General features: G+C 52.5%; 19 protein-coding genes and 1 pseudogene. 8 read left to right on the top strand and 12 right to left on the bottom strand.

The window, feature by feature from the left end:
* Positions 1-119 precede the first annotated feature (119 nt).
* The 5 genes from QFX16_RS14635 to QFX16_RS14655 form a co-directional block, all read right to left on the bottom strand.
* Entirely contained in the window at positions 120-419 is a 300-nt protein-coding gene (locus QFX16_RS14635) for a hypothetical protein (RefSeq protein ID WP_283184481.1), read from the bottom strand.
* Positions 420-604: 185 nt separating this feature from the next.
* Entirely contained in the window at positions 605-961 is a 357-nt protein-coding gene (locus QFX16_RS14640) for a hypothetical protein (RefSeq protein ID WP_283184482.1), read from the bottom strand.
* A gap of 48 nt (positions 962-1,009) precedes the next feature.
* Positions 1,010-1,414 (bottom strand): DUF6957 family protein, encoded by a 405-nt coding sequence (locus tag QFX16_RS14645; RefSeq protein ID WP_283184483.1) that lies wholly within the window; start codon positions 1,412-1,414, stop codon positions 1,010-1,012.
* Between the two features lie 16 nt (positions 1,415-1,430).
* Positions 1,431-2,159, bottom strand: a complete 729-nt coding sequence (locus QFX16_RS14650) for a metallophosphoesterase family protein (protein WP_283184484.1) — start codon at positions 2,157-2,159, stop codon at positions 1,431-1,433.
* 3 nt (positions 2,160-2,162) lie between these two features.
* A complete protein-coding gene (locus QFX16_RS14655) occupies positions 2,163-2,666 on the bottom strand; it encodes a hypothetical protein (RefSeq protein WP_283184485.1) in 504 nt (167 codons plus the stop codon).
* Between the two features lie 319 nt (positions 2,667-2,985).
* Between QFX16_RS14655 and QFX16_RS14660 the strand changes: the two genes are divergently transcribed.
* On the top strand, positions 2,986-3,444 hold the full coding sequence (locus tag QFX16_RS14660) for a helix-turn-helix domain-containing protein (RefSeq protein ID WP_283184486.1): 459 nt from the start codon (positions 2,986-2,988) through the stop codon (positions 3,442-3,444).
* A 1,039-nt stretch (positions 3,445-4,483) separates the two neighbouring features.
* On the opposite strand, the gene QFX16_RS14665 is transcribed toward QFX16_RS14660, so the two are convergent.
* The 5 genes from QFX16_RS14665 to QFX16_RS14685 form a co-directional block, all read right to left on the bottom strand.
* A complete protein-coding gene (locus tag QFX16_RS14665) occupies positions 4,484-5,545 on the bottom strand; it encodes a TniQ family protein (RefSeq protein ID WP_283184487.1) in 1,062 nt (353 codons plus the stop codon).
* Between the two features lies 1 nt (position 5,546).
* Positions 5,547-6,278: a P-loop NTPase family protein gene (locus tag QFX16_RS14670; RefSeq protein ID WP_283184488.1), complete on the bottom strand. Its 732-nt coding sequence runs from the start codon at positions 6,276-6,278 to the stop codon at positions 5,547-5,549.
* Positions 6,275-7,147, bottom strand: a complete 873-nt coding sequence (locus QFX16_RS14675; RefSeq protein WP_283184489.1) for a TniB family NTP-binding protein — start codon at positions 7,145-7,147, stop codon at positions 6,275-6,277. The genes QFX16_RS14670 and QFX16_RS14675 overlap by 4 nt, the downstream gene beginning before the upstream one ends.
* A gap of 2 nt (positions 7,148-7,149) precedes the next feature.
* On the bottom strand, positions 7,150-8,979 hold the full coding sequence (locus QFX16_RS14680; RefSeq protein WP_283184490.1) for a TnsB C-terminal domain-containing protein: 1,830 nt from the start codon (positions 8,977-8,979) through the stop codon (positions 7,150-7,152).
* 1,181 nt (positions 8,980-10,160) lie between these two features.
* Positions 10,161-10,331 carry a helix-turn-helix domain-containing protein gene (locus QFX16_RS14685; RefSeq protein ID WP_186608107.1) on the bottom strand — a complete coding sequence of 57 codons (171 nt, stop codon included), beginning with the start codon at positions 10,329-10,331 and terminating at the stop codon, positions 10,161-10,163.
* 20 nt (positions 10,332-10,351) lie between these two features.
* Here QFX16_RS14685 and QFX16_RS14690 point away from each other — a divergent pair, with 20 nt between their 5' ends.
* On the top strand, positions 10,352-10,543 hold the full coding sequence (locus tag QFX16_RS14690; protein ID WP_198719729.1) for an AbrB/MazE/SpoVT family DNA-binding domain-containing protein: 192 nt from the start codon (positions 10,352-10,354) through the stop codon (positions 10,541-10,543).
* A 294-nt stretch (positions 10,544-10,837) separates the two neighbouring features.
* Positions 10,838-11,104, top strand: a complete 267-nt coding sequence (locus QFX16_RS14695) for an XRE family transcriptional regulator (protein WP_283184491.1) — start codon at positions 10,838-10,840, stop codon at positions 11,102-11,104.
* Positions 11,105-11,220: 116 nt separating this feature from the next.
* On the opposite strand, the pseudogene QFX16_RS14700 reads toward QFX16_RS14695, so the two are convergent.
* Positions 11,221-11,478: pseudogene (locus QFX16_RS14700) on the bottom strand (PfkB family carbohydrate kinase); the annotation flags it as partial.
* Positions 11,479-11,613: 135 nt separating this feature from the next.
* Positions 11,614-13,182 (bottom strand): carbohydrate porin, encoded by a 1,569-nt coding sequence (locus tag QFX16_RS14705; protein WP_283184492.1) that lies wholly within the window; start codon positions 13,180-13,182, stop codon positions 11,614-11,616.
* Positions 13,183-13,347: 165 nt separating this feature from the next.
* On the opposite strand from QFX16_RS14705, the gene QFX16_RS14710 reads away from it, so the two are divergent.
* Genes QFX16_RS14710 through QFX16_RS14730 form a run of 5 tightly spaced genes read left to right on the top strand, consistent with a single transcriptional unit; the run spans position 13,348 to position 19,117 of the window.
* On the top strand, positions 13,348-14,622 hold the full coding sequence (locus QFX16_RS14710; protein WP_283184493.1) for an ABC transporter substrate-binding protein: 1,275 nt from the start codon (positions 13,348-13,350) through the stop codon (positions 14,620-14,622).
* Positions 14,623-14,643: 21 nt separating this feature from the next.
* Positions 14,644-15,606, top strand: a complete 963-nt coding sequence (locus QFX16_RS14715; RefSeq protein WP_283184494.1) for a carbohydrate ABC transporter permease — start codon at positions 14,644-14,646, stop codon at positions 15,604-15,606.
* Complete coding sequence (locus QFX16_RS14720; protein WP_283184495.1) at positions 15,603-16,445, top strand: carbohydrate ABC transporter permease; 843 nt, start codon at positions 15,603-15,605, stop codon at positions 16,443-16,445. The genes QFX16_RS14715 and QFX16_RS14720 overlap by 4 nt, the downstream gene beginning before the upstream one ends.
* A gap of 27 nt (positions 16,446-16,472) precedes the next feature.
* Positions 16,473-17,618, top strand: a complete 1,146-nt coding sequence (locus tag QFX16_RS14725; protein WP_283184496.1) for an ABC transporter ATP-binding protein — start codon at positions 16,473-16,475, stop codon at positions 17,616-17,618.
* Positions 17,615-19,117, top strand: coding sequence for a glycoside hydrolase family 32 protein (locus QFX16_RS14730; protein ID WP_283184497.1), 1,503 nt, complete (start codon positions 17,615-17,617; stop codon positions 19,115-19,117). Before QFX16_RS14725 ends, QFX16_RS14730 begins: the two co-directional genes overlap by 4 nt.
* The last annotated feature ends 42 nt before the right edge of the window (positions 19,118-19,159 follow it).

The raw sequence follows: 19,159 nt of genomic DNA on the forward strand, positions 1-19,159 counted from the left end.
ATCGAAATTGATCAAATTCTTCTGAGATTGAACCCACAACTACTGCCTGCCGCCCACACTGGTATAGAAACAAAAAATTACGAGATGAGGCGCTCCATTTGTAAATGGACGTGGGACTGTCAGTCGTCTCCCCAAGGATCAAATTTCCCCCCGTACTTGGCATGTAAGGCGCGATTTCGTTTGATCTGCCAGATCCACGGATCGTAGTCATCAGGCAACGCGGCGAGCTTGGCGCTGATGATCATTTGCACTGTTTCGTCGCGCAACAAGCGGCGAGTCAAATCGCGGCATTCGCCGAGCGTTACAGCACCATGCATGAGATGATTTTCTTTCACATAGCGGTCGGTCATACCTACGCGCATATGACCGTATTCCTTCACGTCATCGGGGTAAATGTCTTCCAGGCTGAGGTGTCCCATTTCGTGCTCCAAGGCAAAAACCGCTCGTAGGAGAGTACTCAAGCGTTGTCAGTGGGCGCTATGGATAGGCGTGCACCATCGATGAAATCGCCCCTGCGCGCCAGCGCCTTCAAAAGCCAGGTAGTCACAGGTGATTTAGTGTGCGCATGACAATCGCCACGTTGGTGCGTTGCCGAATTTACACCTCAGTAACGCTCACCTGTCTGAAGAAACTCACCAAAACTCTTCCGTCCGACACCTCGCAGGAAACTGCCTAGGACGTAGTTGCCATTTTGAGTTTCAAGAAGCCAAAAACGCCCCTCTTTCCATACCTTCTGAATTTTCCCTGTCCGAAGAAGGCCGCCATCTGCCGGGCGAAAAGCGGCACCTTGCTCAACGTGATCGAAGGACACGCCATGGCATGTGTCATTTGCGATGAAGGCATCACTTATGAACGCAGTAACCGGTACCGAATACTTTCGGATGCTCGCTCGCCCGAGGCGGCACAGCTGAAAGTCGGTCAACTCTTTGCTATGAAATTCGACTTCGATGATTTCAGGCATCCAACCAATGCTCCAAACGACTTCAAATGAATTGTCGGCAAACGTCGCTTACCCAGCCGACATCGAAAAAGCAGCACCTACAGTCGCCTCTTTTCTCTGGCCTGAACCCCACAAAAGGTAGACGGTATTTTTGGTTTCAAACATGCAGCCGTAAATGAAAGACACTCCGAAATTGCTCCGCACCCACATCTTGGGTTGAAAGCGGCCCCTGCTGTCCAGGACAACTTCGTGGGCGTACAGCGTCGCGGGAATCAGGCCGAGTAACGTCAGCTCTTCCTTTTCCACCGATGTCACAGTGAGGTCGATCAAGATCCACTGCCGCACGACGCAGTACGCTTTGCCGGGGAAAAGCTTTCCCGCGAAGGAAATCAAGTCCTCTTGAGAGCCATTCCAGCCCGAAGTCTCCCCTTCGGTACCGTAGAGGAGCCGAGCGATTTCATCCAACGTGACCATTGCAATACCGATGCTCTCAAATCTCGATCAATAAATTCGGATCAAAACCTGTTTTTTGGTTTGGATAGCCGCGTGGATTGGAAACCACGTGGCACCCATTTTTGATGAAGTTCGCTGCGACGTGCGTATGCCCGTAAACCCAAAGATCGGCCTTACCCAACAGTTCTGGCCAATCATTGGCATAGGCGGCAATCAGGTCTTCAGGAAGCTCGTCACCCACGTGATCCAAGGCTGGTGCGTGGTGCGTGACTACGACTGTTTTGCCGTTGAAAGGCTTTTCTAACTCTTGAATCAGCCAAGAATGCGCGGCCCTTGCTTTAACTATCAGGTCATCCGGGTTCAACCGTCGAAAACTTTCATCCGCTCTGATCACGGCGAAGTCATTCATGCATTCCCACGCAGCGCGTTTTGCCGCAACGGCATTCCCAGTTGACGAGTAATCCGTCCACGCCGTTGTGACCAAAAACCGGGTTTGATCCAGGATCAGGACTTCGTTTTCGAGTACATGGACATGAGGCGTTGCCGCCTCCTTCATCTTGCGCAGCGTGTGATCGATGTGGCCACCGTAGTACTCGTGATTGCCACACACGTAGATCACCGGACACTGGAAAACCTCGTTCGCCCAACTCACGCCTCGTGATTTGATATCAATGTCGCCGGCGAGAATCACTACGTCCGCTTCGGTTGGGGTGGGCTCGAACAAAGCGAACTCATTGTGCAGGTCTGAATAGATTTGGATCTTCATGGATTAACCTGCTGCGGTTGTAGTGGCAGAGCGATTCGGGGTCTGATAATTGGTGCAATGGAAATGCATCCCGGCGGCAGTCATGGCGTTGTAGATCGTTCGAATATTGCTGAGCAAGCCTGCGTCGATCATGCCGGGCGAGCTGCTGTAGATTGCTCCGCTATCGACTTTATGAAGAAGTACGCACTCACCGTTTCTGTCGTAGCCGACGATCGCACTGATCAACTTTTCCATACGTTCTAAAGAACTCCCATTCATGCAAGGGGGAGTCACAACCTGAACCACCTCAATCTTGTGCTCTGGGCTCCGCTGCGAGAGAAGGTGTGTCAGCATCGAAGGGTCTGATGGCATCAATTTTTTGAACCGAGCCCTTGCTCCTTCACAAATTCGAAAGCGCACGTGATACCAAAAATCTTCCGAGTCTCGCTCGACCATCCGCCAAGCCGTGCGGCCAACCCCAGGAAAGCCCGGTAGGCCGACAAGACAAGTTTCATCTGAAATAAACATGATGGTTATATCCGTAACATCAATAACTGGTTTGAGAGCTCTGAAGGCGTGAGTGATGCCATAACACGCCCTGCGGCGCTTCTCACCATTCAACGAGCCTGGTGAATGTGGCTTTCGGACAAAAAGGAATGAATCCTTGCCGGTTCTTTGCGCCCCTTCGCCAGGTGTCAATTTATGCCTAATGTTTTTTGTTGCATCCTTCTTGAAAGTATGATTACGACAAGAAGACGATCACGATACCAGACCCGGTAGCTCGATGTACAGAGTAGCTGGGTCAATAATTTGCTGGCCTTATCCTCCGCTTTGAGGACAAGTCGTCATGCTGACTCAGAGTCTCGCGGTGGTGCTTCGCGCGCTACGAAAAACTAGAGAGCTCACTCAGGAACGACTCCCCTCTAGTAGGAGCTACGCTTTTGCCCTAGAGGCAGGTACGCCGAAAAATATATCGGTAGGCAAGCTACGGGAGCTTTCAAAGAGCCTTGAGATCACTCCCCTGGCGCTTATGGTGTTGTGCGAGTCTATCGAGAGTGAACAGGACTCTCTGGATGTCATAGGCAAGCTGAAGGAGGAGCTTCGTCATCTCCGCTCGATCGGCCTAGATGAGGAAATACGCGAGGAGCAGCTAAGCTCCAGCCTAGTATCAAAAGCTAAGGCTCGCGAAATCGCTGACAGCAGGAGACTCGCTGTTAAGCGTCTCAAAGAGGAAGGTAAATCAAGAAAGGAAGTCGCCGAAGCACTAGGTATTTCAAAGTCTTCCGTCCAGAGATTCTGGGTTTGATTGTTTCCAGCTACTCGCCTGGGCTCAAGTCATCGCTGGCTTGATCCGCTGTGTTGAAACGAGTAGCGGACAAAAAACGCGATGTCTCTGGGATTAAGGAAGATGCTAAAAATACGGGTATGCCAAAAAGCATATGCGTGCGTCAGATTGCCGCAACGATCCGGCTAGTCCGCTCGGTGCGCGGGCTGGCATACGAAGACTTGGTGCCTATCAACGCTCGCACGAACATCAGTGCGCTCGAACTTGGAAAATTCAAAATCACCGTTGATAAATTGGTTGAGCTATCCACGCCTTTGAAGCTTGACCCTGTGGCCCTTCTAGCCATTAGCATCCCCCTAAGCAATGACGAGACGCCCGAAGCGGCTTTAGAACGAGCCCGTGTCGAGCTAGACAGATTCCGATCAGAAGGAGGTTAAAACTACGCAACTCAACGCTTTAGGCATCTCAACTGATTGGCAGGGACAGTTTAAGGACGGAAAGCTATTAGCGAGGCCGGCAGGCAGACGGACGCCACCGGAGAAAATTGATGCGATTTTCGCTTGTCGCGCTCAGGGCATGACTCAGAAGGAGACGGCTAATCAGCTTGGGATTTCAACGTCGGTAATACAACGAATTTGGAATCGGCCTAATCCAGATTAAACATGCCGACATTTCCCCACTTTGCTATCTGCCTTGTTCGCAACCATCACCGATTCCCTTTAGATCGAGACCTCGTTCTTACAGCTAGCCTTGCCTCAAGGTGTCACCGGTATATGTGAACCGAGTGGGTCGCTCTAGTCGTAACTCGCTAGCTTGGGAGGTTCTAAGACCGCGGTAAGGTGGCCGTATTGAAGCTTCAAAAAACTGCCTTGAACAGTTGTGGGCTCAAATGCGTCTAGATCTACTAGATTTTGATCGAAATCAAAAACAGTCACCTAACGACGCCTGAAGTCTTCACTCCACCGCTGCCAGGCTGACTGAGTTTTACGGCGCTCGACAATGTTGGTCTTGAAGACCTCATATCCTGCGGAACGATTTGGCCCATTAACGCGTGGACGATTTAACGCTTGGGCCGGTTTGAACGAAGGGAGCGGGATGCGGCTTCACCGAAACCCTCCAAAAAACTCGACATCATGGTGGATGATATCTCCCTCAGGTTGACCAGTTTCTCTCGAACAACCATCACTTCCTCTGCACTTAGGGCCAGAGCTACCAAGCGTCCCAATTGCTGCGGTGAGGGCGGCAGCGTTCTGTGGACGCAATGGTTATGGCGCCCCAAGTAGACGATTTCTTCTGGTGAAACAATACCGCTCAACCATCCGATCAATAGCAAAGCCCCCATCCGCTGGTACGGATCGCTGTCATTCAATCCGAATTCGATGCGCTCATGCAGATCCAAGTTTACTTTGCACAGGAGTTGCTGAGTGCGAGAAAACCCTGCTGAGGCTATCCCACCGGGTGCAAACGCCGTCCGCTTCGCAAGCAGCAGTCCATACAGAGTTTCCACCCCTTCATTGAGTGCTTGTCCCACTACTAGAGATTCAATCCATTGCTGTACGCGTATTGTGATTCCCGCAATCCGCCGATCAGATAAAGAGTACTTCACTGACCGCTCCCCTCTTGAATAGAGGTAAGCATCCCAGATCCGCCTTTCGGGGGTAAACGTATTTCGAGGCCTGATTAACACGCGTCGGTGATCAACGCAAAATGCAGTGGTCGTGTAGCACCATGATTGGCGCCAAATGGGAAAACCTGTTCTCCGCATACTTTCTTTTAGACATGTAGAGCAGTAGGCGTGTCGGTAATGGATGTGAATCAAACGAGACTGACGGGCGGCAAATAGCTGCTGCAGTAAAACCCCATCGGTACCATAGGTGGCACGCATCACTTTGAAAAGCTCAGTGGCGCAATCAAACTCAATGTCCTCGAATGCGGGGAAAGGCCACGATTCCACTATCCCGGGAAGCACGCGCTTGGGGACAGAAAGGCCTCGATTGATTGCCTCGCGAAATAGATGAGGGTTTCGAAGCTTGTTGTGGGCAAGCCCCCGCATCACCCAGGAAAGTAGCGTTTCTCCCAGAACGAAACGAGGCGCTGCCCCTGATGAGAACTCGTCGAACAAGTTAGAAATTCCACATGTTACGCAGACACTGGATTGGTAAAGATGGACAAGCCTTGTAGCTGGAGTTACGCGCTAGCGTCTGGAGGATTTGAATGAGAGCTCCACTGGCACCATGAGATCTAACCAAAAGATCCTTGATGAAATCGTCATTGAGCAATTGAGAGCGTTTGAAGCCACATGCCTCCCCAACCCGTGAAATGAAGGTTCGGAACTGTTGGTCATCCTGCCACAAGCCGATGTCGACATAGCGAGCCTCCTTAGCAACGACCTTTTTCAGATCTCCATCTAAAATATCGGGCCCAGACACAGCCAATATCTTTAAGTTCTGAAATCGCTGTAGCAAGGCCCCGACTAAATCAATAGAATTATTTCTTTGCTCCGCACCGCCGCCAAAGTGAACACTTGCATCGTCAAACACCAGACGAAACTCTCGACCACCGATCAGATCCTCAAGTGCATGTTCGACATTTCGAAAAGACATAAAATGACTGTTCAAGGGAAGGCCCAGAGCTGCCGCGAATGCCGAGTAGACGTTGCCATATGCCTTAGTAAACATTCCAGGCACATAAGCAGTATACACTTGTGCCCGATCGGCATTTTTAAGCAACCGCTTGGCAACAGTGGTTTTTCCTGTCCAAGTCTCCCCACCTAGAATAGTTGGTACGTTGGCGGAAAAACCTGCCAAGACGTTCTGCTCAGCTCGATACTGTTTTGGACACAATAAATACTTCACTCGACAGTACCCTTTGGTCGTACGCGGGTATTCCACTTCGAACGAGTAGCAGCCTGCAAGCTTTCAAGTGTAATTTTCTCATCGCCCCATATCACTGCTAGGCAAGCAGCCGCTCGGAGTAACGTGCAAATACTTCCAATAACCCCCAAAGTATTATTATAAATATAGTCAGACATTGCCTTAGAAGAAAGATGTGACCTCTTTGAAAGCGGAACGATCTCCTCCCAAGTATCCAAAAAGTTAAGATACTCTGCATCGTTTCTCGACCAAGGAGTAAGCTCATAGAGCTCAAATCGGCGGACGTACTGGGCGTCAATTGCGAGAGCATTGAGGGCCTCATCGATACCAAAAACAAAAAAACTTAGGTAAGCAGGCGCCCCGCATAAACCCCTCAGCAAGGAGAGAAACGTATCCTGCTCGCCCTTAGAAAGCCCCTTGATAGAGTCATGAAACTCATCCATAAACACACCGCGAATATCGTTAGCGATACAGTATTCGGCTACCATGCTAATGGGTATCCCAGCTTTCCCAGGTTCCATGCCCAAAGCCGTCAAGAGCTTCACCATAGGCTTTGTCTTCCCAGTATCCTTGACAAAGGTCACATACCTGATTTTATGACGCCATGATTCATCCATCCCCCTGACCGCATTGCAAATTGTGGTCTTTCCATGGTTAGATCCGGCAGATACGACTAGACACGGAGCCTCCATACTGCCGCGTACGATGCTAAGCATGTTGTGGACAATGTTAGACACGGTGAGCAAGTGTTCGGTGTCGACCTTAATATCCTGCCGAATAATCTTACAGCGTTCCTCATCTGACAGAGTCAAAGCGTAACGCCGGCTCTCATGCAAATGTTCCCCATCCATTCTCAGTCTTCCCACTTAAGTTTTTTTCGAGTTTGATCAGAGCTCGGCTCTTTGGTATTCCCCTGAAGCAAATGCCCTTCCCCGCCGTAGGAAAGAAAAGACATAGTTTCAGCGGCCGTAACTTTCTTGGCGACGTTTTGCCGGAGCCGCTTGGTCGTAGCCTTTGAATTTTCCACTAACTCATGATTCTCCAAGCGAACTTGGTGCAACTCCTCGTCCACCAGTGTTCCCGGGCGACGGTCGCGAGGTCTCGAAAACGCCCAGTACTCGCTGTATGAGACAGGTGTTTTCGTCAGATCAGAATAAGGAATTTCATGATACCGGCCATCTTGGCGCAACCATATTTTTGAAAGGTTCAATGGATTGTACTTAAACGAAAGTCGTGAACCAACGAACCTACTGAGTATTGCCGAAGAGTAAAATGACCTACTAAACTCGACACCCTTTGGTTGCACCGTTCGTAGCACACTTGGAAAGAAGTCAAGAGCAAATGTTTGAAAGTTCCCCGGCATAGGAGGTACATAATCCGGCCCCTTCTTGGCCATCTCTGCATCCCAAACCTCGAACGGCGCAAGTCTGTTCAACCCTTCATGAGCACGCCCATGATAGATCGCCACTTCATTTGCGAACCACTCACAAAATGCTGAAAAGGTCATAGCTGAATGCTTGGCAGAGTCGTAGTCTGCTTTCTTCAGCACATTCGAGTAGGTAGTACCTGGCAGAAGATGCACCTTCCCCATCAGCGTACCGATAATTCGCTCAACGTGCCCTCCGTAATGCTTTTTCCCAACAGGCCGCAGCATAGGGACGATTTTGTAATATTGCAGGGTGGCTTCAAGTTCTGGGCTAGTAAATTCCGCGGCGTTATCCATACCAATTGCACCAGGCACTCCCCAGTACCTGTGGCGAGTATTCTGACCACCACCGAGAGCGATTGGAAAGGCTTGCTTAGGAAAACAGGCAGAAAGCATCGCCATGGCAACGCTGAGTGAGCTAGGCGGATGGAGTGCAAGATAGTAACCAAGAATAACGCGACTCTTAAGTTCGATAACTACCGTCAGCCAAGGCCGCATGAGTGGTCGACCATGCTCGTCGCAGATAATTACGTCCACCCGTGTGTGGTCGATTTGCACCATAGTAAGTATGGTATCTACATGAATCATCCCTGGTTTCAGAACAAACTTTTGAAGCATCGGCTCTCTGCCGTGCAGAAGGGAGTAAACGGCTTTCTGCCCGAACGATTCAAGCCTTCGCTTCAGAGCATTAAGACTCGGGGTTTTAACACCCATGGTGTGACATAGAGAGTCGACATATTCCCAAAGAGAAGCAAATGCCTCTAATTTTTTAGTCTTATCATTAAGGCGTTTCGAAATTGCTTTCTCCATGATTTTCTCTTGAATATCAGAAAGCAATCGCGAATTTTTTTTACGCCCCCTGATACTTCTAACAAGAGAAACAGCACCAAGCTGTGGGTCATATCTTTTCAATAGACGTCGAATCGTTGTTTCTGATGAGCCGAGTTTTTCGATAAGCTCTGCCCGCGAAACTTTCCCCTGGAAGTAGTCGTTGATGTTTTTTGCTCGATCCGAAGCAATAGCCAACTCTTTCGGATTAACTTCTGTTTGTTCCAACCAAATCAAACGGCGATCATTGTATAGCTCATGTTTTTCTTGATCGACCTCAACCAGATTTACCTGAGTAAAGAGCACATCAAAGGAGTGCTCACTTTCAAGGCTTTTTAGGGTAATGGCACCGTTAGCTCCGCAAGCTATTACACGATATACCTTTTCCTCAAAGCTAACTAAGTTTCCTTCGACGATGGGTTGCAACATAAGGACTCGGCACCGACTGTTTTAAATTCTAGGTGCGCAAGCATAGCTCTATGACTACCGAGCTTGTCAACGGTCATAAAATTGGCGTTAGGCATCAACTAGTTTTTCGTTAGGCACTGACTTAAATTGCATTTATTGACGAATGACTTTAACTAATATTGTGTTAATTGACACCAAACTTAAACAAATTTAATCAATTGACACGCCTGCATTTAGCAATAAGCGAGCCAAGCACCTGCGAACCCCGAATTCACGACTCATGGATTATTATTTGATATTATTTTCCGCTTGCCGCCTGAAGTGTCAATTTATTAAATATATACAAATAAAATGAATAAGATTCAATTTTTAGCTATTGATGTATGAACCGCATTCACGTTGGGGAGGGTATTTCCTGAGCCAGCCCCGAGTCAATTAACAGCTTTGAAAGAGCTTATTGGATTTTGCGACTCGAAATAACCGCCAAGATAATGGCACAGCTCTGTAAACTGGAGTCTTAGACGCCGCATCCGACGGCCAAAAAGGCTAATTATTGAGTTAAAAAAGCTGCTTTTACTTATATTGACAGCGAGCCAAGTCGGGTATCAGGGCGCCAGTTATCTCAGCCTGTGAGCCGCACTCCTCATTCAATGGCATAGCAAGGGGTTATCTAGCCCCTTCCCCCTTTCATAGCCAGCTGAGGTTAAACGTCTACGTAATGTGCCCTCCAACACCCTATGGGGCTTGCAGAAGGCTTTACCGCGCGCTGACTGTCGTTCACGTGGCATGTATCACAACTTTGTTTCCGTGCACAAGGCTGTAGCTGAAAGTAGTCACTGCCGATTGGAGTCCTCCCTGATACCCCGTGTTAGCAAACGCGCCTTGAGCAACAGCTTTACAAGGGGAACAGGAAGCGATCTTTTTGGACTTTTAGAACTGGCATATTTCTCAAGGCCTCACGGGCTTAAACCCTTAAAAAAAACCGCTACAAATCAATTGGTTGGATTCCATTACCAAAACCTGGACGCAGAGGTTATTTCAGCCCCCCCCTGCATTTACGGGCTAAGACTGCACCCCTTTTAAAATGATCAAATCCACTAATGCATCTAAGCTTTCAGCCATTTTTAAAAGTCGGAATCGCTAGAAGCCACGGATCCTAAAGGCTTGAGCGTTTAACCACTTTTAAAGGAGGGCCACAACTCCTAGGCTTGGCCATCTGCCTCGATACGAATCTTGGCGCGTGCAACAACGACCATGGCTTCGACAATGAAAGCCGCGTCACCGGTGTCGTGTGCATCAGCCAAAAATACAGCTACGGCCTCTGAATCAACCAGCGAGTCTGCTGGGTCATAATCATAAATTGGCTCTGTCATCTGATCACCCGGAGAAAATAATGAACCCGAAGCCCAAGGCTAAAAATACGAGCTGGAAAGTCAAATGCCAGGATGCAGCTGATGGCACTGGCGATTTAATCATACCGCTGACTGACGATCTCCTGTCGGCCATCAAGTTGGCCAGCGGCGACAAACTCGACCTGGAAGTTAAACCTAACGGCACGATAATCCTGACGCCAGTTCGTGCGTAGGACTAATTCAGCTATCTACGCGCCTGATGGCTGCAGCCCATAAAGCACGGGGTTGTTACCGATTACACGTGATTTCACTGGGTGCTAATTTCCTTTCCTTGAGAGATAGCGTTCAAATTTGGAAGATAACGAGCAAGGATGAGCTACCCCTAGTTCATCTGTTGAGCTACCCTCCTCCTTTTAATAGCCTTTAAGAATAACTAAACTAAATGGCTGTTTAGTTTAGTTATATTTGCTTGAGTTTCGCGGGCGCGAAACTGGGCCAATGAACCGTCAGTTTTAAGGGGAATTATCATGGAATCAGAACCCCGCTCCACCAATGTGTACGCGGATCTAGGCTTTGAAAACCCAGTATCAATGCTACGCAAGGCGCAAATTATGTCGCAACTACACGCCTTGATGGGTAAATCGGAAAACGACCTAGCCCAAGCTGCCAAGGTAATTCAGCTGAACAATGACCAGCTGAAACACTTGCTGGTCGGAAAGTTTGAAGATATCGAAGAGGACGTTTTGATCCAGTACCTGGCCAAGATCATCGCTTCTCGACCAAGACAGGCGTGAGAAAAAGCACAAGCTCCGTGCTATTTGAGACGGTCGAGCTGCTGGTAAATAACCACTTGAAGCCGGGAATTTTACCCCAAAGACGGAACACTCTTAGTCACTGTGGTATCAACGCCGATGGCGACCAAAGGATCTCGATCTACCCGTTGGATAAAGTTCATATCTAGCCCTACCGCTTTCGACTGAGAGACTATCTCGTCGCCCATTGAATCTATGCTCACCGCCCCAGCAAAAGCGCTGCTAACACCCAAGCGACTTAGCGCTCGTGCAACGTTCCAAGGAGCACCACCTGGATAGCCCTTCCACTGCCCAGGAGTGCCTTGGACAAGGTCGGTCAGGGCTTCGCCAAATACTACTGCGCGAGGCAATACCATCGTCATTTCCTCAATTTTTTTGTCGTAGGGATAACTGCTGGCTGATCAGCTTTGACCGGTAATCAATTACTCAAAACACTTGGTGAAAAGCAGGGATCGATGAACTGAAGGCGTGTTGGCCGACGCGTTCAAACATTAAAACCAGGTTTCCATTTGTATACCGTATTGCCATACACCTCCGGCGTTGAAGTCCGTCTTGCCGAAGGAGTCTGAGGTACTGTATCTGTCCAGATCCGAAGACCAATTCATGAAGCTTGCGAACACACGCAGTTCAGGACGAGTGAGCAGGTCTCCAACGTCAGGTTTGAATGTCGGGGCGACCGTGAATTTCCAGAAGTTACCGTCGACCGCATTACGTTGTAGATAGCCCTTCGGGTCGAGGTTCATGGATTGCCAGCTCATCTCGTAAGCCATCTCGAAATTGCTGTTGATTTCATTAGCCAACCGCACGTTCAGGGTCATCCAGCGGTAATCGTCACCCTTGACGTATCTATCCTTGCTCTGTTCGGCCAGCAAACTGGGGCCGATGCGCCAGCCGGGTGCAATGGGTGTCTCGCCGTAAAGCGCCAGACGCAGCGCGCGGGCATCGTCGATCAATTCGCCATCCGAGCCGATATTCTTGACCTCTGCCCCCAGACCTTGCCCGTAGAGCAGCGCGGTTTTGAAGGAGCCTTCCCTGCCGAAAAAGTCTTTCTGGTGATTGGCCAGCATGCTGTGCAAGCCGGAATCCGCAGGCGTCAAACCGGCTTCATTGGTGCGGGTACCGAAATCGTTTTTCTTTGAGCCAATGGTATTGAACATCCACTGCCACTGGCCATTATCGAAGAACTGGTTGGAGGTCAGAATGTAGCTTTCCACATCGGCGTTGATGCCGCCGTCACTGAAATCCCCGTAGTTTCGCCCGATCAAGGAGTAATTCGAGCGCCAATTCTTGTTCATCTGCACATCGTAGATACCACCCCCGGTGCCAGCCAGATAGACGACGTCCGAATCCAGCCAGTGGATATCGAAATTATCTCTATCGAATCGCTTGCCTGCCCACAGGGTGGCGTTCTCGAACACTGAATTGCCCTTGAACGCAGCGAGATGGTCAAGCGCTGTGAATACCTGGCGCACGTTCAGTTTGCTTTCGTCGGCCGTCCAGTCATTGGAACTTTCCACACCGTCGGCGATGGAGACCGTGAATTTGGAACGGGTGCCGTTTTGCGCATAGGTTTCTTTCGATAGGTCTATACGCATGTAGGTGTCGTCTTCGTTACCGAGTCGCCCGACTGCACCACCGACTGAACCGGCAGGAGTTGTATAAGGGCCGCCACGACCACCACCCAGCCCATCGTTGATCAGCAATCCGGAGCGGGCGTAGCCGTTGAAGCTGAACCCGTCAGTAAGGTGTCCGTTACTGCCCTCTTTCTCCATGCTTTGCTGACGGGCTTCCAGTTTAGCCAGCCGAGAGTCCAAACCAGGCGTCGCAATGGCTGTCGCAGTGGACGCAACAGGCTGCGCGGCGGGAGTGGCGAGTTTGATCTGCTGCAATTCCCTGGCGAGTGCCTGGGTTTGTTGTTCAGCTGCGGCTGCGCGCTTTTCCGCTGCGCTGGTACGGGCTTCAAACGCGGCCATGCGTTCTTCCAGAGTCGCGGCCTGAGAGGTCGCCGCCGCCGACGTGCCGAGCACGCCTGCGAGTAGCCAACTTGATGCTTTCTGCATGTGGATTTCCTGTTTTGTTTTTATTTTTTTGTTCCCGCGACCGGCCATTTTTCGTGAGTTGCGAATTGTCGAATCGACGAAAAAAAGGATGCCTCATCGCAAATACGCTGCTACATTTGACGATGTTAACGTTAACTTTTCTAAAAACAAAAATAAAGAGGCTTTATGAAACAACTCAAATCTCTCCTTCCAGCAGCACTGCTCACCCTCTGTGCCGGACTTCCATCCCTCTCGAGCGCAGCCGATTTGACGATCTCGTGCGGGGCGGTGGGTGCGGAGTTACAACTCTGCAAGGAAGCTGTCGAGGCGTGGTCGAAACAGACCGGAAACAACGTCGAAGTGGTTTCTACGCCTAACTCGGCGACCGAGAGGTTGTCGTTTTACCAACAGATCCTCAGTGCGCAGTCCACTGACATCGACATCATTCAAATCGATATGGTGTGGCCGGGGATGCTGGCCAAACATCTGATGGATTTGCGCGAGGTGCTGCCCGCCAACGCGACCCAAGGCTATTTCCAGGCACAGGTGGATAACGCCACGGTGAACGGACGGCTGGTGACGATGCCGTGGTTCACCGACTCGGGCCTGCTGTATTACCGCAAGGACTTGCTCGATAAGTACAACAAGCAGGTTCCCCAGACCTGGGAGGAAATGACTGCTACCGCCAGGGATGTTCAACAGGCCGAACGCACTGCTGGGAACCCCAATGCATGGGGTTACATCTTTCAGGGACGCGCTTACGAGGGGCTGACGTGTAATGCGCTGGAGTGGATCAGCAGCCAACCGGAAGGCGGACTGGTCAATCCACGAGGAGATATCGTGGTCAACAGTCAGGCCTCAAGAACTGCTTTGGCTCTGGCGAAAAGCTGGGTAGGAGACATCTCCCCGCGTGGCGTACTCAACTACACCGAGGAAGAAGGACGTGGCGTATTCCAGTCGGGAAATGCGTTGTTCATGCGTAACTGGCCTTATGTCTGGGCCTTGGTACAAAGCCAGGACAGTGCCGTAAAAGATAAGGTCGGCGTCGCTCCCCTGCCCCGAGGCGGCATGACCGGCACCCATGCCTCCACCCTCGGCGGCTGGGGCCTGGCGGTATCGCGTTACAGCGCCCATCCAAAACTTGCCGCAGAACTGGTGACCTACCTGACCAGTGCCCAGCAGCAAAAACATCGAGCTCTGGTAGGCGGTTATAACCCGGTTATCGAGTCGCTTTATCAAGATCCCGAGCTGCTCGCGGCCATGCCTTATTACAGTCAGCTCCTCAGCATTCTCAACGAAGGGGTCATGCGCCCCGCCTCAATAACTGCCGATCGCTATCCACGGGTCTCCAATGCGTTCTTCGATCGCGTGCATGGCGTGCTGGCGGGCGAGTTGCCTGTCGATCAGGCGCTGGCCGAACTGGAAAGCGAACTCACGCGCATCAAACGCCGGAACTGGTAAGCCACAAGGAAGGAAATCACCATGTCTGTCTCTGCTACCCATCCCCCCTGTGACGAGCTCCTGCTCACCAGGGAAACGCCAGTACAGCGTCGTCGAGTACGCGCCGCCTGGCTGTTTCTAACACCGATGTTGCTGTGTCTGGCCCTGGTGGCCGCCTGGCCGCTACTGCGTACATTCTGGTTCAGCCTCACTGACGCCACCCTGGCGGACACCCGTGGTGGATCCTTCGTAGGCTTGAGCAATTATCTGTTCCACAACGGCTCCAGCTGGTCGGGCATTCTGGTTGACCCACAGTGGTGGAACGCTGTGCGCAACACGTTGCATTTCACCGTGGTATCGGTAGGACTGGAAGTCGTCCTGGGGCTGTTGGTGGCGTTGCTGTTGAACATCAAGTTCACCGGCCGTTCGTTGGTGCGTGCGTTGATTCTGATTCCCTGGGCGATTCCTACCATTGTCTCGGCGAAGATCTGGTCATGGATGCTCAACGACCAGTTCGGCATCATCAATCACATGATGCTGAGCCTCGGCCTGATTGATGCGCCCCTGGCCTGGACGGCAGATGCGGATTTGTCGATGTGGGCGGTCATCATCGTCGACGTCTGGAAGACCGTACCTTTTGTCACGCTACTGATGCTGGCTGCCTTGCAGATGTTGCCGAGCGATTGTTACGAAGCCGCCAGGGTCGATGGCATTCATCCGCTGAAAGTGTTTTGGCGCGTCACCCTTCCACTGTTGATGCCTGCATTGTTGGTGGCGGCGATCTTCCGCATCCTCGATTCCCTGCGGGTATTCGACGTCATCTATGTGCTGACCTCGAATTCTTCGAGCACCATGAGCATGTCCGTCTATGCCCGCCAACACCTGGTGGAGTTCCAGGATGTTGGCTATGGCAGCGCGGCCTCGACTCTGCTGTTTCTGGTCGTTGCGGTAATCGCCATGCTTTATCTCTACCTCGGACGCCGTCAAATGGAGGTTCGATCATGAGCCCGCGCCTACTGAAAAAAGCGCTGTTGCGCCTCGGGTTCTGGTGTCTGATCGGGGTTTTGTTGCTGTATGCGGTCTTCCCTTTCTACTACGCCATCGTGACTTCGTTAAAGCCGTCCAGTGCCTTGTTCGAGGTGAGCTACTGGATCGAAAGCCCCGACTTCTCCAATTACGCAGCTGTACTCCACCAAGCCTCATTCCTGCGGGCTATCGGTAATTCGCTGGTGGTTGCGCTTTGCGTGGTGACGCTGGCGTTGTTCCTCAGCGTGACCGCCGCCTACGCCTTGGGACGGGTGAAATTCCGTGGGCGTGGCACGGTGTTGATGATGGTTCTCGGCGTGTCGATGTTTCCCCAGGTCGCTGTGCTGTCGGGGCTGTTCGAAGTGATCCGTGCCCTGGGTCTGTACAACACGTCTTTGGCGTTGATCCTGAGCTACACGATTTTCACCCTGCCTTTCACCGTCTGGGTGCTGACCACGTTCATGGGGCAACTGCCGCATGAACTGGAAGAAGCGGCAATCATGGATGGCGCGTCGCCTTGGGTCACGCTGACCCGCGTGCTGTTGCCGCTGCTCTGGCCCGCACTGGTCACCACTGGCTTGTTGGCCTTCATCGCCGCGTGGAACGAGTTCCTGTTTGCCCTGACCTTCACCCTCACCGACACGCAACGCACGGTGCCGGTCGCCATCGCCTTGATTTCCGGCGGGAGTCCTCATGAGCTGCCTTGGGGGCTGTTGATGGCCGCATCGGTGGTGGTCACCGTCCCACTGGTGATTCTGGTGCTGATCTTCCAGCGCCGAATCGTTTCCGGTCTCACTGCCGGCGCGTTAAAGGGTTGATGCCCGACAACTACAAGGAACAGCATCGTGATCAAGTTGAAGCTAGACAACGTGAACAAACAATTGGGCGGCATGCGGATTCTGCGCGACGTCAGCCTGGAGATCGCTGCGGGTGAATTCGTGGTGTTCGTTGGCCCTTCGGGCTGCGGAAAGTCGACCCTGCTGCGGCTGATCGCCGGACTGGATTCGATCTGCGGCGGCGACATGCTTATCGATGGGCGACGGGTCAACGATCTGGAACCGCGCGAGCGTGGCGTCGGCATGGTGTTTCAGTCTTATGCGCTGTACCCGCACATGAGCGTCTACGACAACATCAGTTTTGGTCTCAAACTGGCCAAGACTGAAAAGACCAGCTTGCGCGATCGCGTGCTGAAAACAGCGCAAATCCTTCAATTGGATAAATTGCTGCAACGCAAGCCAAAGGAACTGTCTGGAGGACAGCGTCAGCGTGTAGCAATGGGCAGAGCCATGGCACGGGAGCCGGACATTTTGTTGTTCGATGAGCCGCTCTCCAATCTGGATGCATCGTTGCGGGTGCAGATGCGCAACGAAATCGCCCGGCTGCATGATCGACTGGGCTCGACCATGATCTACGTCACCCACGATCAGATTGAAGCGATGACCCTGGCCGACAAAATTGTCGTGCTCAATGGCGGTCGCGTCGAGCAGATCGGCTCACCGCGCCAACTTTATGAGCGCCCAGCGAGCCGCTTTGTCGCCGGTTTTCTTGGTTCGCCCAGAATGAACTTTCTGGCGGCGCGCCTGCATGCCCCGGGCGAAACCAGCCTGGTCGATACCCCCGTTTTGGGTATGACCTCCCTGCCCTTCTACAGCTCGAACCTGGCGGCGGGCACGTTGCTGAGCCTGGGGATTCGCCCGGAACACATTTTGCTCAAAAAGGCTGATGGAGCCGTCGGCATCGTCGTGACCGGGGTCGAGTACCTGGGCAGCGAAACGTATGTGCACCTCGAAACAGGACAGGACGAGCCAATGATCTGTCGTTGCGAGGTCAACGCTGGATGGCAGGCGGGTGATCGGGTCGAACTGCAGCTGGACATCGACAACATGCACCTTTTCGACGCCGACGGCACGGCCCTGGAGCGCCACCCACAAGCCATTGAAAATCTGCCGAATGACGTCTCTCTGCGCTCTGTCCGAGTACGCGCCCTATGACCTTGTCTTTGAATACTATGAGCGATCCCAAGTCTTCTTCCCTTGACCTTGCGCAGCGTGCACTGAGTGACGGCCTGACTCGCGTCATCCAAGATTATCGACCCGGTTATCATATTGCTCCCCCGGCAGGCTGGATGAACGACCCTAACGGGGTGGTGTATTTTCGTGGCGAATATCACGTGTTCTATCAACATTACCCCTTCGAAGCGAAATGGGGCCCGATGTATTGGGGCCACGCCAAGAGTGTCGATCTGGTTCATTGGCAGCACCTGCCCATTGCGTTGGCACCCGGCGATGACTTCGACCGTGACGGATGTTTCTCCGGTAGCGCAGTGGTGTGTGGAGATACCCTGGCACTGATCTACACCGGACACACCTGGCTGGGGGACGTGGGTGACGAACGCTCGATCCGTCAAGTCCAGTGCCTGGCCACCAGCATCGACGGCATCCGGTTCGTCAAGCATGGCGCAGTCATCGAGACCGCGCCGCAAGACACCATCATGCACTTTCGTGACCCCAAGGTATGGAAGGAGGATGACTATTGGTACCTCATTGCCGGCGCACGTCTGGGCGATATACCGCTGCTCCCGCTGTACCGTTCCACGGATCTGCACGTCTGGGAGTTCATTGACTACGTGTCCGGCGGCAGCGAGGGTGATGGCTATATGTGGGAGTGTCCGGATCTGTTCCGACTGAACGGACGCGATGTGCTGCTGTACTCCCCCCAAGGCATGTCATCCCAAGGTTACGAACGGCTCAACAAGTACCAGACGGGTTACCGAGTGGGCCGACTCGACAGCGACTGGCACTTCACTGGCGGGCCTTTTATCGAGCTGGATAACGGCCACGATTTCTATGCCGCGCAAACGCTATTGGCTGCCGATGGTCGGCGCCTCGTGTGGGCGTGGCTCGACATGTGGGAAAGCCCGATGCCGAGCCAGGCCCATCACTGGTGCGGCATGCTCGGGTTGCCGCGCGAGCTTGAACTGCATGCAGATCGCCTTTGCGTGTATCCGGCACGGGAGCTCACCGCACTGCGCAAGGCGCCATTGCCGGGCACGCCCTGGTGGGATGAATCGGGAATCCGGTGGGTGCCGGAAGTGAATGGCGACATGCTCGAAATCCATGTGCATCTGGATTTGCTCGGTTGCAGCGACGGCCATCTGGGAATCGCCTTGCGCTGCAGCGACGATGGCCAGGAAGAAACCCTGCTCTACTACGATGCGTCGCTGCAGCGCCTGGTGCTTGACCGCAGTCGCTCGGGTGCGGAAGTCTCAGGTCAGCGCAGCGTGTCGATAGACTCGAGACAAGAGCGACTGGAACTGCGCGTGTTTCTCGATCGCTCGTCCATCGAGGTGTTCGACGAAAACGGGCGCTTCAGCCTTAGCAGTCGCCTCTATCCCCGGCCCGACAGTCTGGGCGTGAAGCTCCTTGCCAGCGGGAGTGGCGGGCGTGTCTCCATTCCCAAGGCATGGCCTCTCGCCTCGGGATGGCTATGAGCAGCGTCATTCGAGTCGCGAGAAGCCCGGGCCCTGTGTCAT

The organism is Pseudomonas svalbardensis (genome assembly GCF_030053115.1).
Classification (GTDB): Bacteria; Pseudomonadota; Gammaproteobacteria; order Pseudomonadales; family Pseudomonadaceae; genus Aquipseudomonas; species Aquipseudomonas svalbardensis.

Bases quoted from the DNA above. Each gene is read 5' to 3' on its own strand.
- QFX16_RS14715 (WP_283184494.1), top strand. From the start codon at position 14,644: ATGTCTGTCTCTGCTACCCATCCCCCCTGTGACGAGCTCCTGCTCACC.
- QFX16_RS14730 (WP_283184497.1), top strand. From the start codon at position 17,615: ATGACCTTGTCTTTGAATACTATGAGCGATCCCAAGTCTTCTTCCCTT.
- QFX16_RS14640 (WP_283184482.1), bottom strand. From the start codon at position 961: ATGCCTGAAATCATCGAAGTCGAATTTCATAGCAAAGAGTTGACCGAC.
- QFX16_RS14645 (WP_283184483.1), bottom strand. From the start codon at position 1,414: ATGGTCACGTTGGATGAAATCGCTCGGCTCCTCTACGGTACCGAAGGG.
- QFX16_RS14660 (WP_283184486.1), top strand. From the start codon at position 2,986: ATGCTGACTCAGAGTCTCGCGGTGGTGCTTCGCGCGCTACGAAAAACT.
- QFX16_RS14680 (WP_283184490.1), bottom strand. From the start codon at position 8,979: ATGTTGCAACCCATCGTCGAAGGAAACTTAGTTAGCTTTGAGGAAAAG.
- QFX16_RS14705 (WP_283184492.1), bottom strand. From the start codon at position 13,182: ATGCAGAAAGCATCAAGTTGGCTACTCGCAGGCGTGCTCGGCACGTCG.
- QFX16_RS14685 (WP_186608107.1), bottom strand. From the start codon at position 10,331: ATGACAGAGCCAATTTATGATTATGACCCAGCAGACTCGCTGGTTGAT.
- QFX16_RS14650 (WP_283184484.1), bottom strand. From the start codon at position 2,159: ATGAAGATCCAAATCTATTCAGACCTGCACAATGAGTTCGCTTTGTTC.
- QFX16_RS14690 (WP_198719729.1), top strand. From the start codon at position 10,352: ATGAACCCGAAGCCCAAGGCTAAAAATACGAGCTGGAAAGTCAAATGC.
- QFX16_RS14675 (WP_283184489.1), bottom strand. From the start codon at position 7,147: ATGGATGGGGAACATTTGCATGAGAGCCGGCGTTACGCTTTGACTCTG.
- QFX16_RS14720 (WP_283184495.1), top strand. From the start codon at position 15,603: ATGAGCCCGCGCCTACTGAAAAAAGCGCTGTTGCGCCTCGGGTTCTGG.
- QFX16_RS14655 (WP_283184485.1), bottom strand. From the start codon at position 2,666: ATGTTTATTTCAGATGAAACTTGTCTTGTCGGCCTACCGGGCTTTCCT.
- QFX16_RS14695 (WP_283184491.1), top strand. From the start codon at position 10,838: ATGGAATCAGAACCCCGCTCCACCAATGTGTACGCGGATCTAGGCTTT.
- QFX16_RS14710 (WP_283184493.1), top strand. From the start codon at position 13,348: ATGAAACAACTCAAATCTCTCCTTCCAGCAGCACTGCTCACCCTCTGT.
- QFX16_RS14635 (WP_283184481.1), bottom strand. From the start codon at position 419: ATGGGACACCTCAGCCTGGAAGACATTTACCCCGATGACGTGAAGGAA.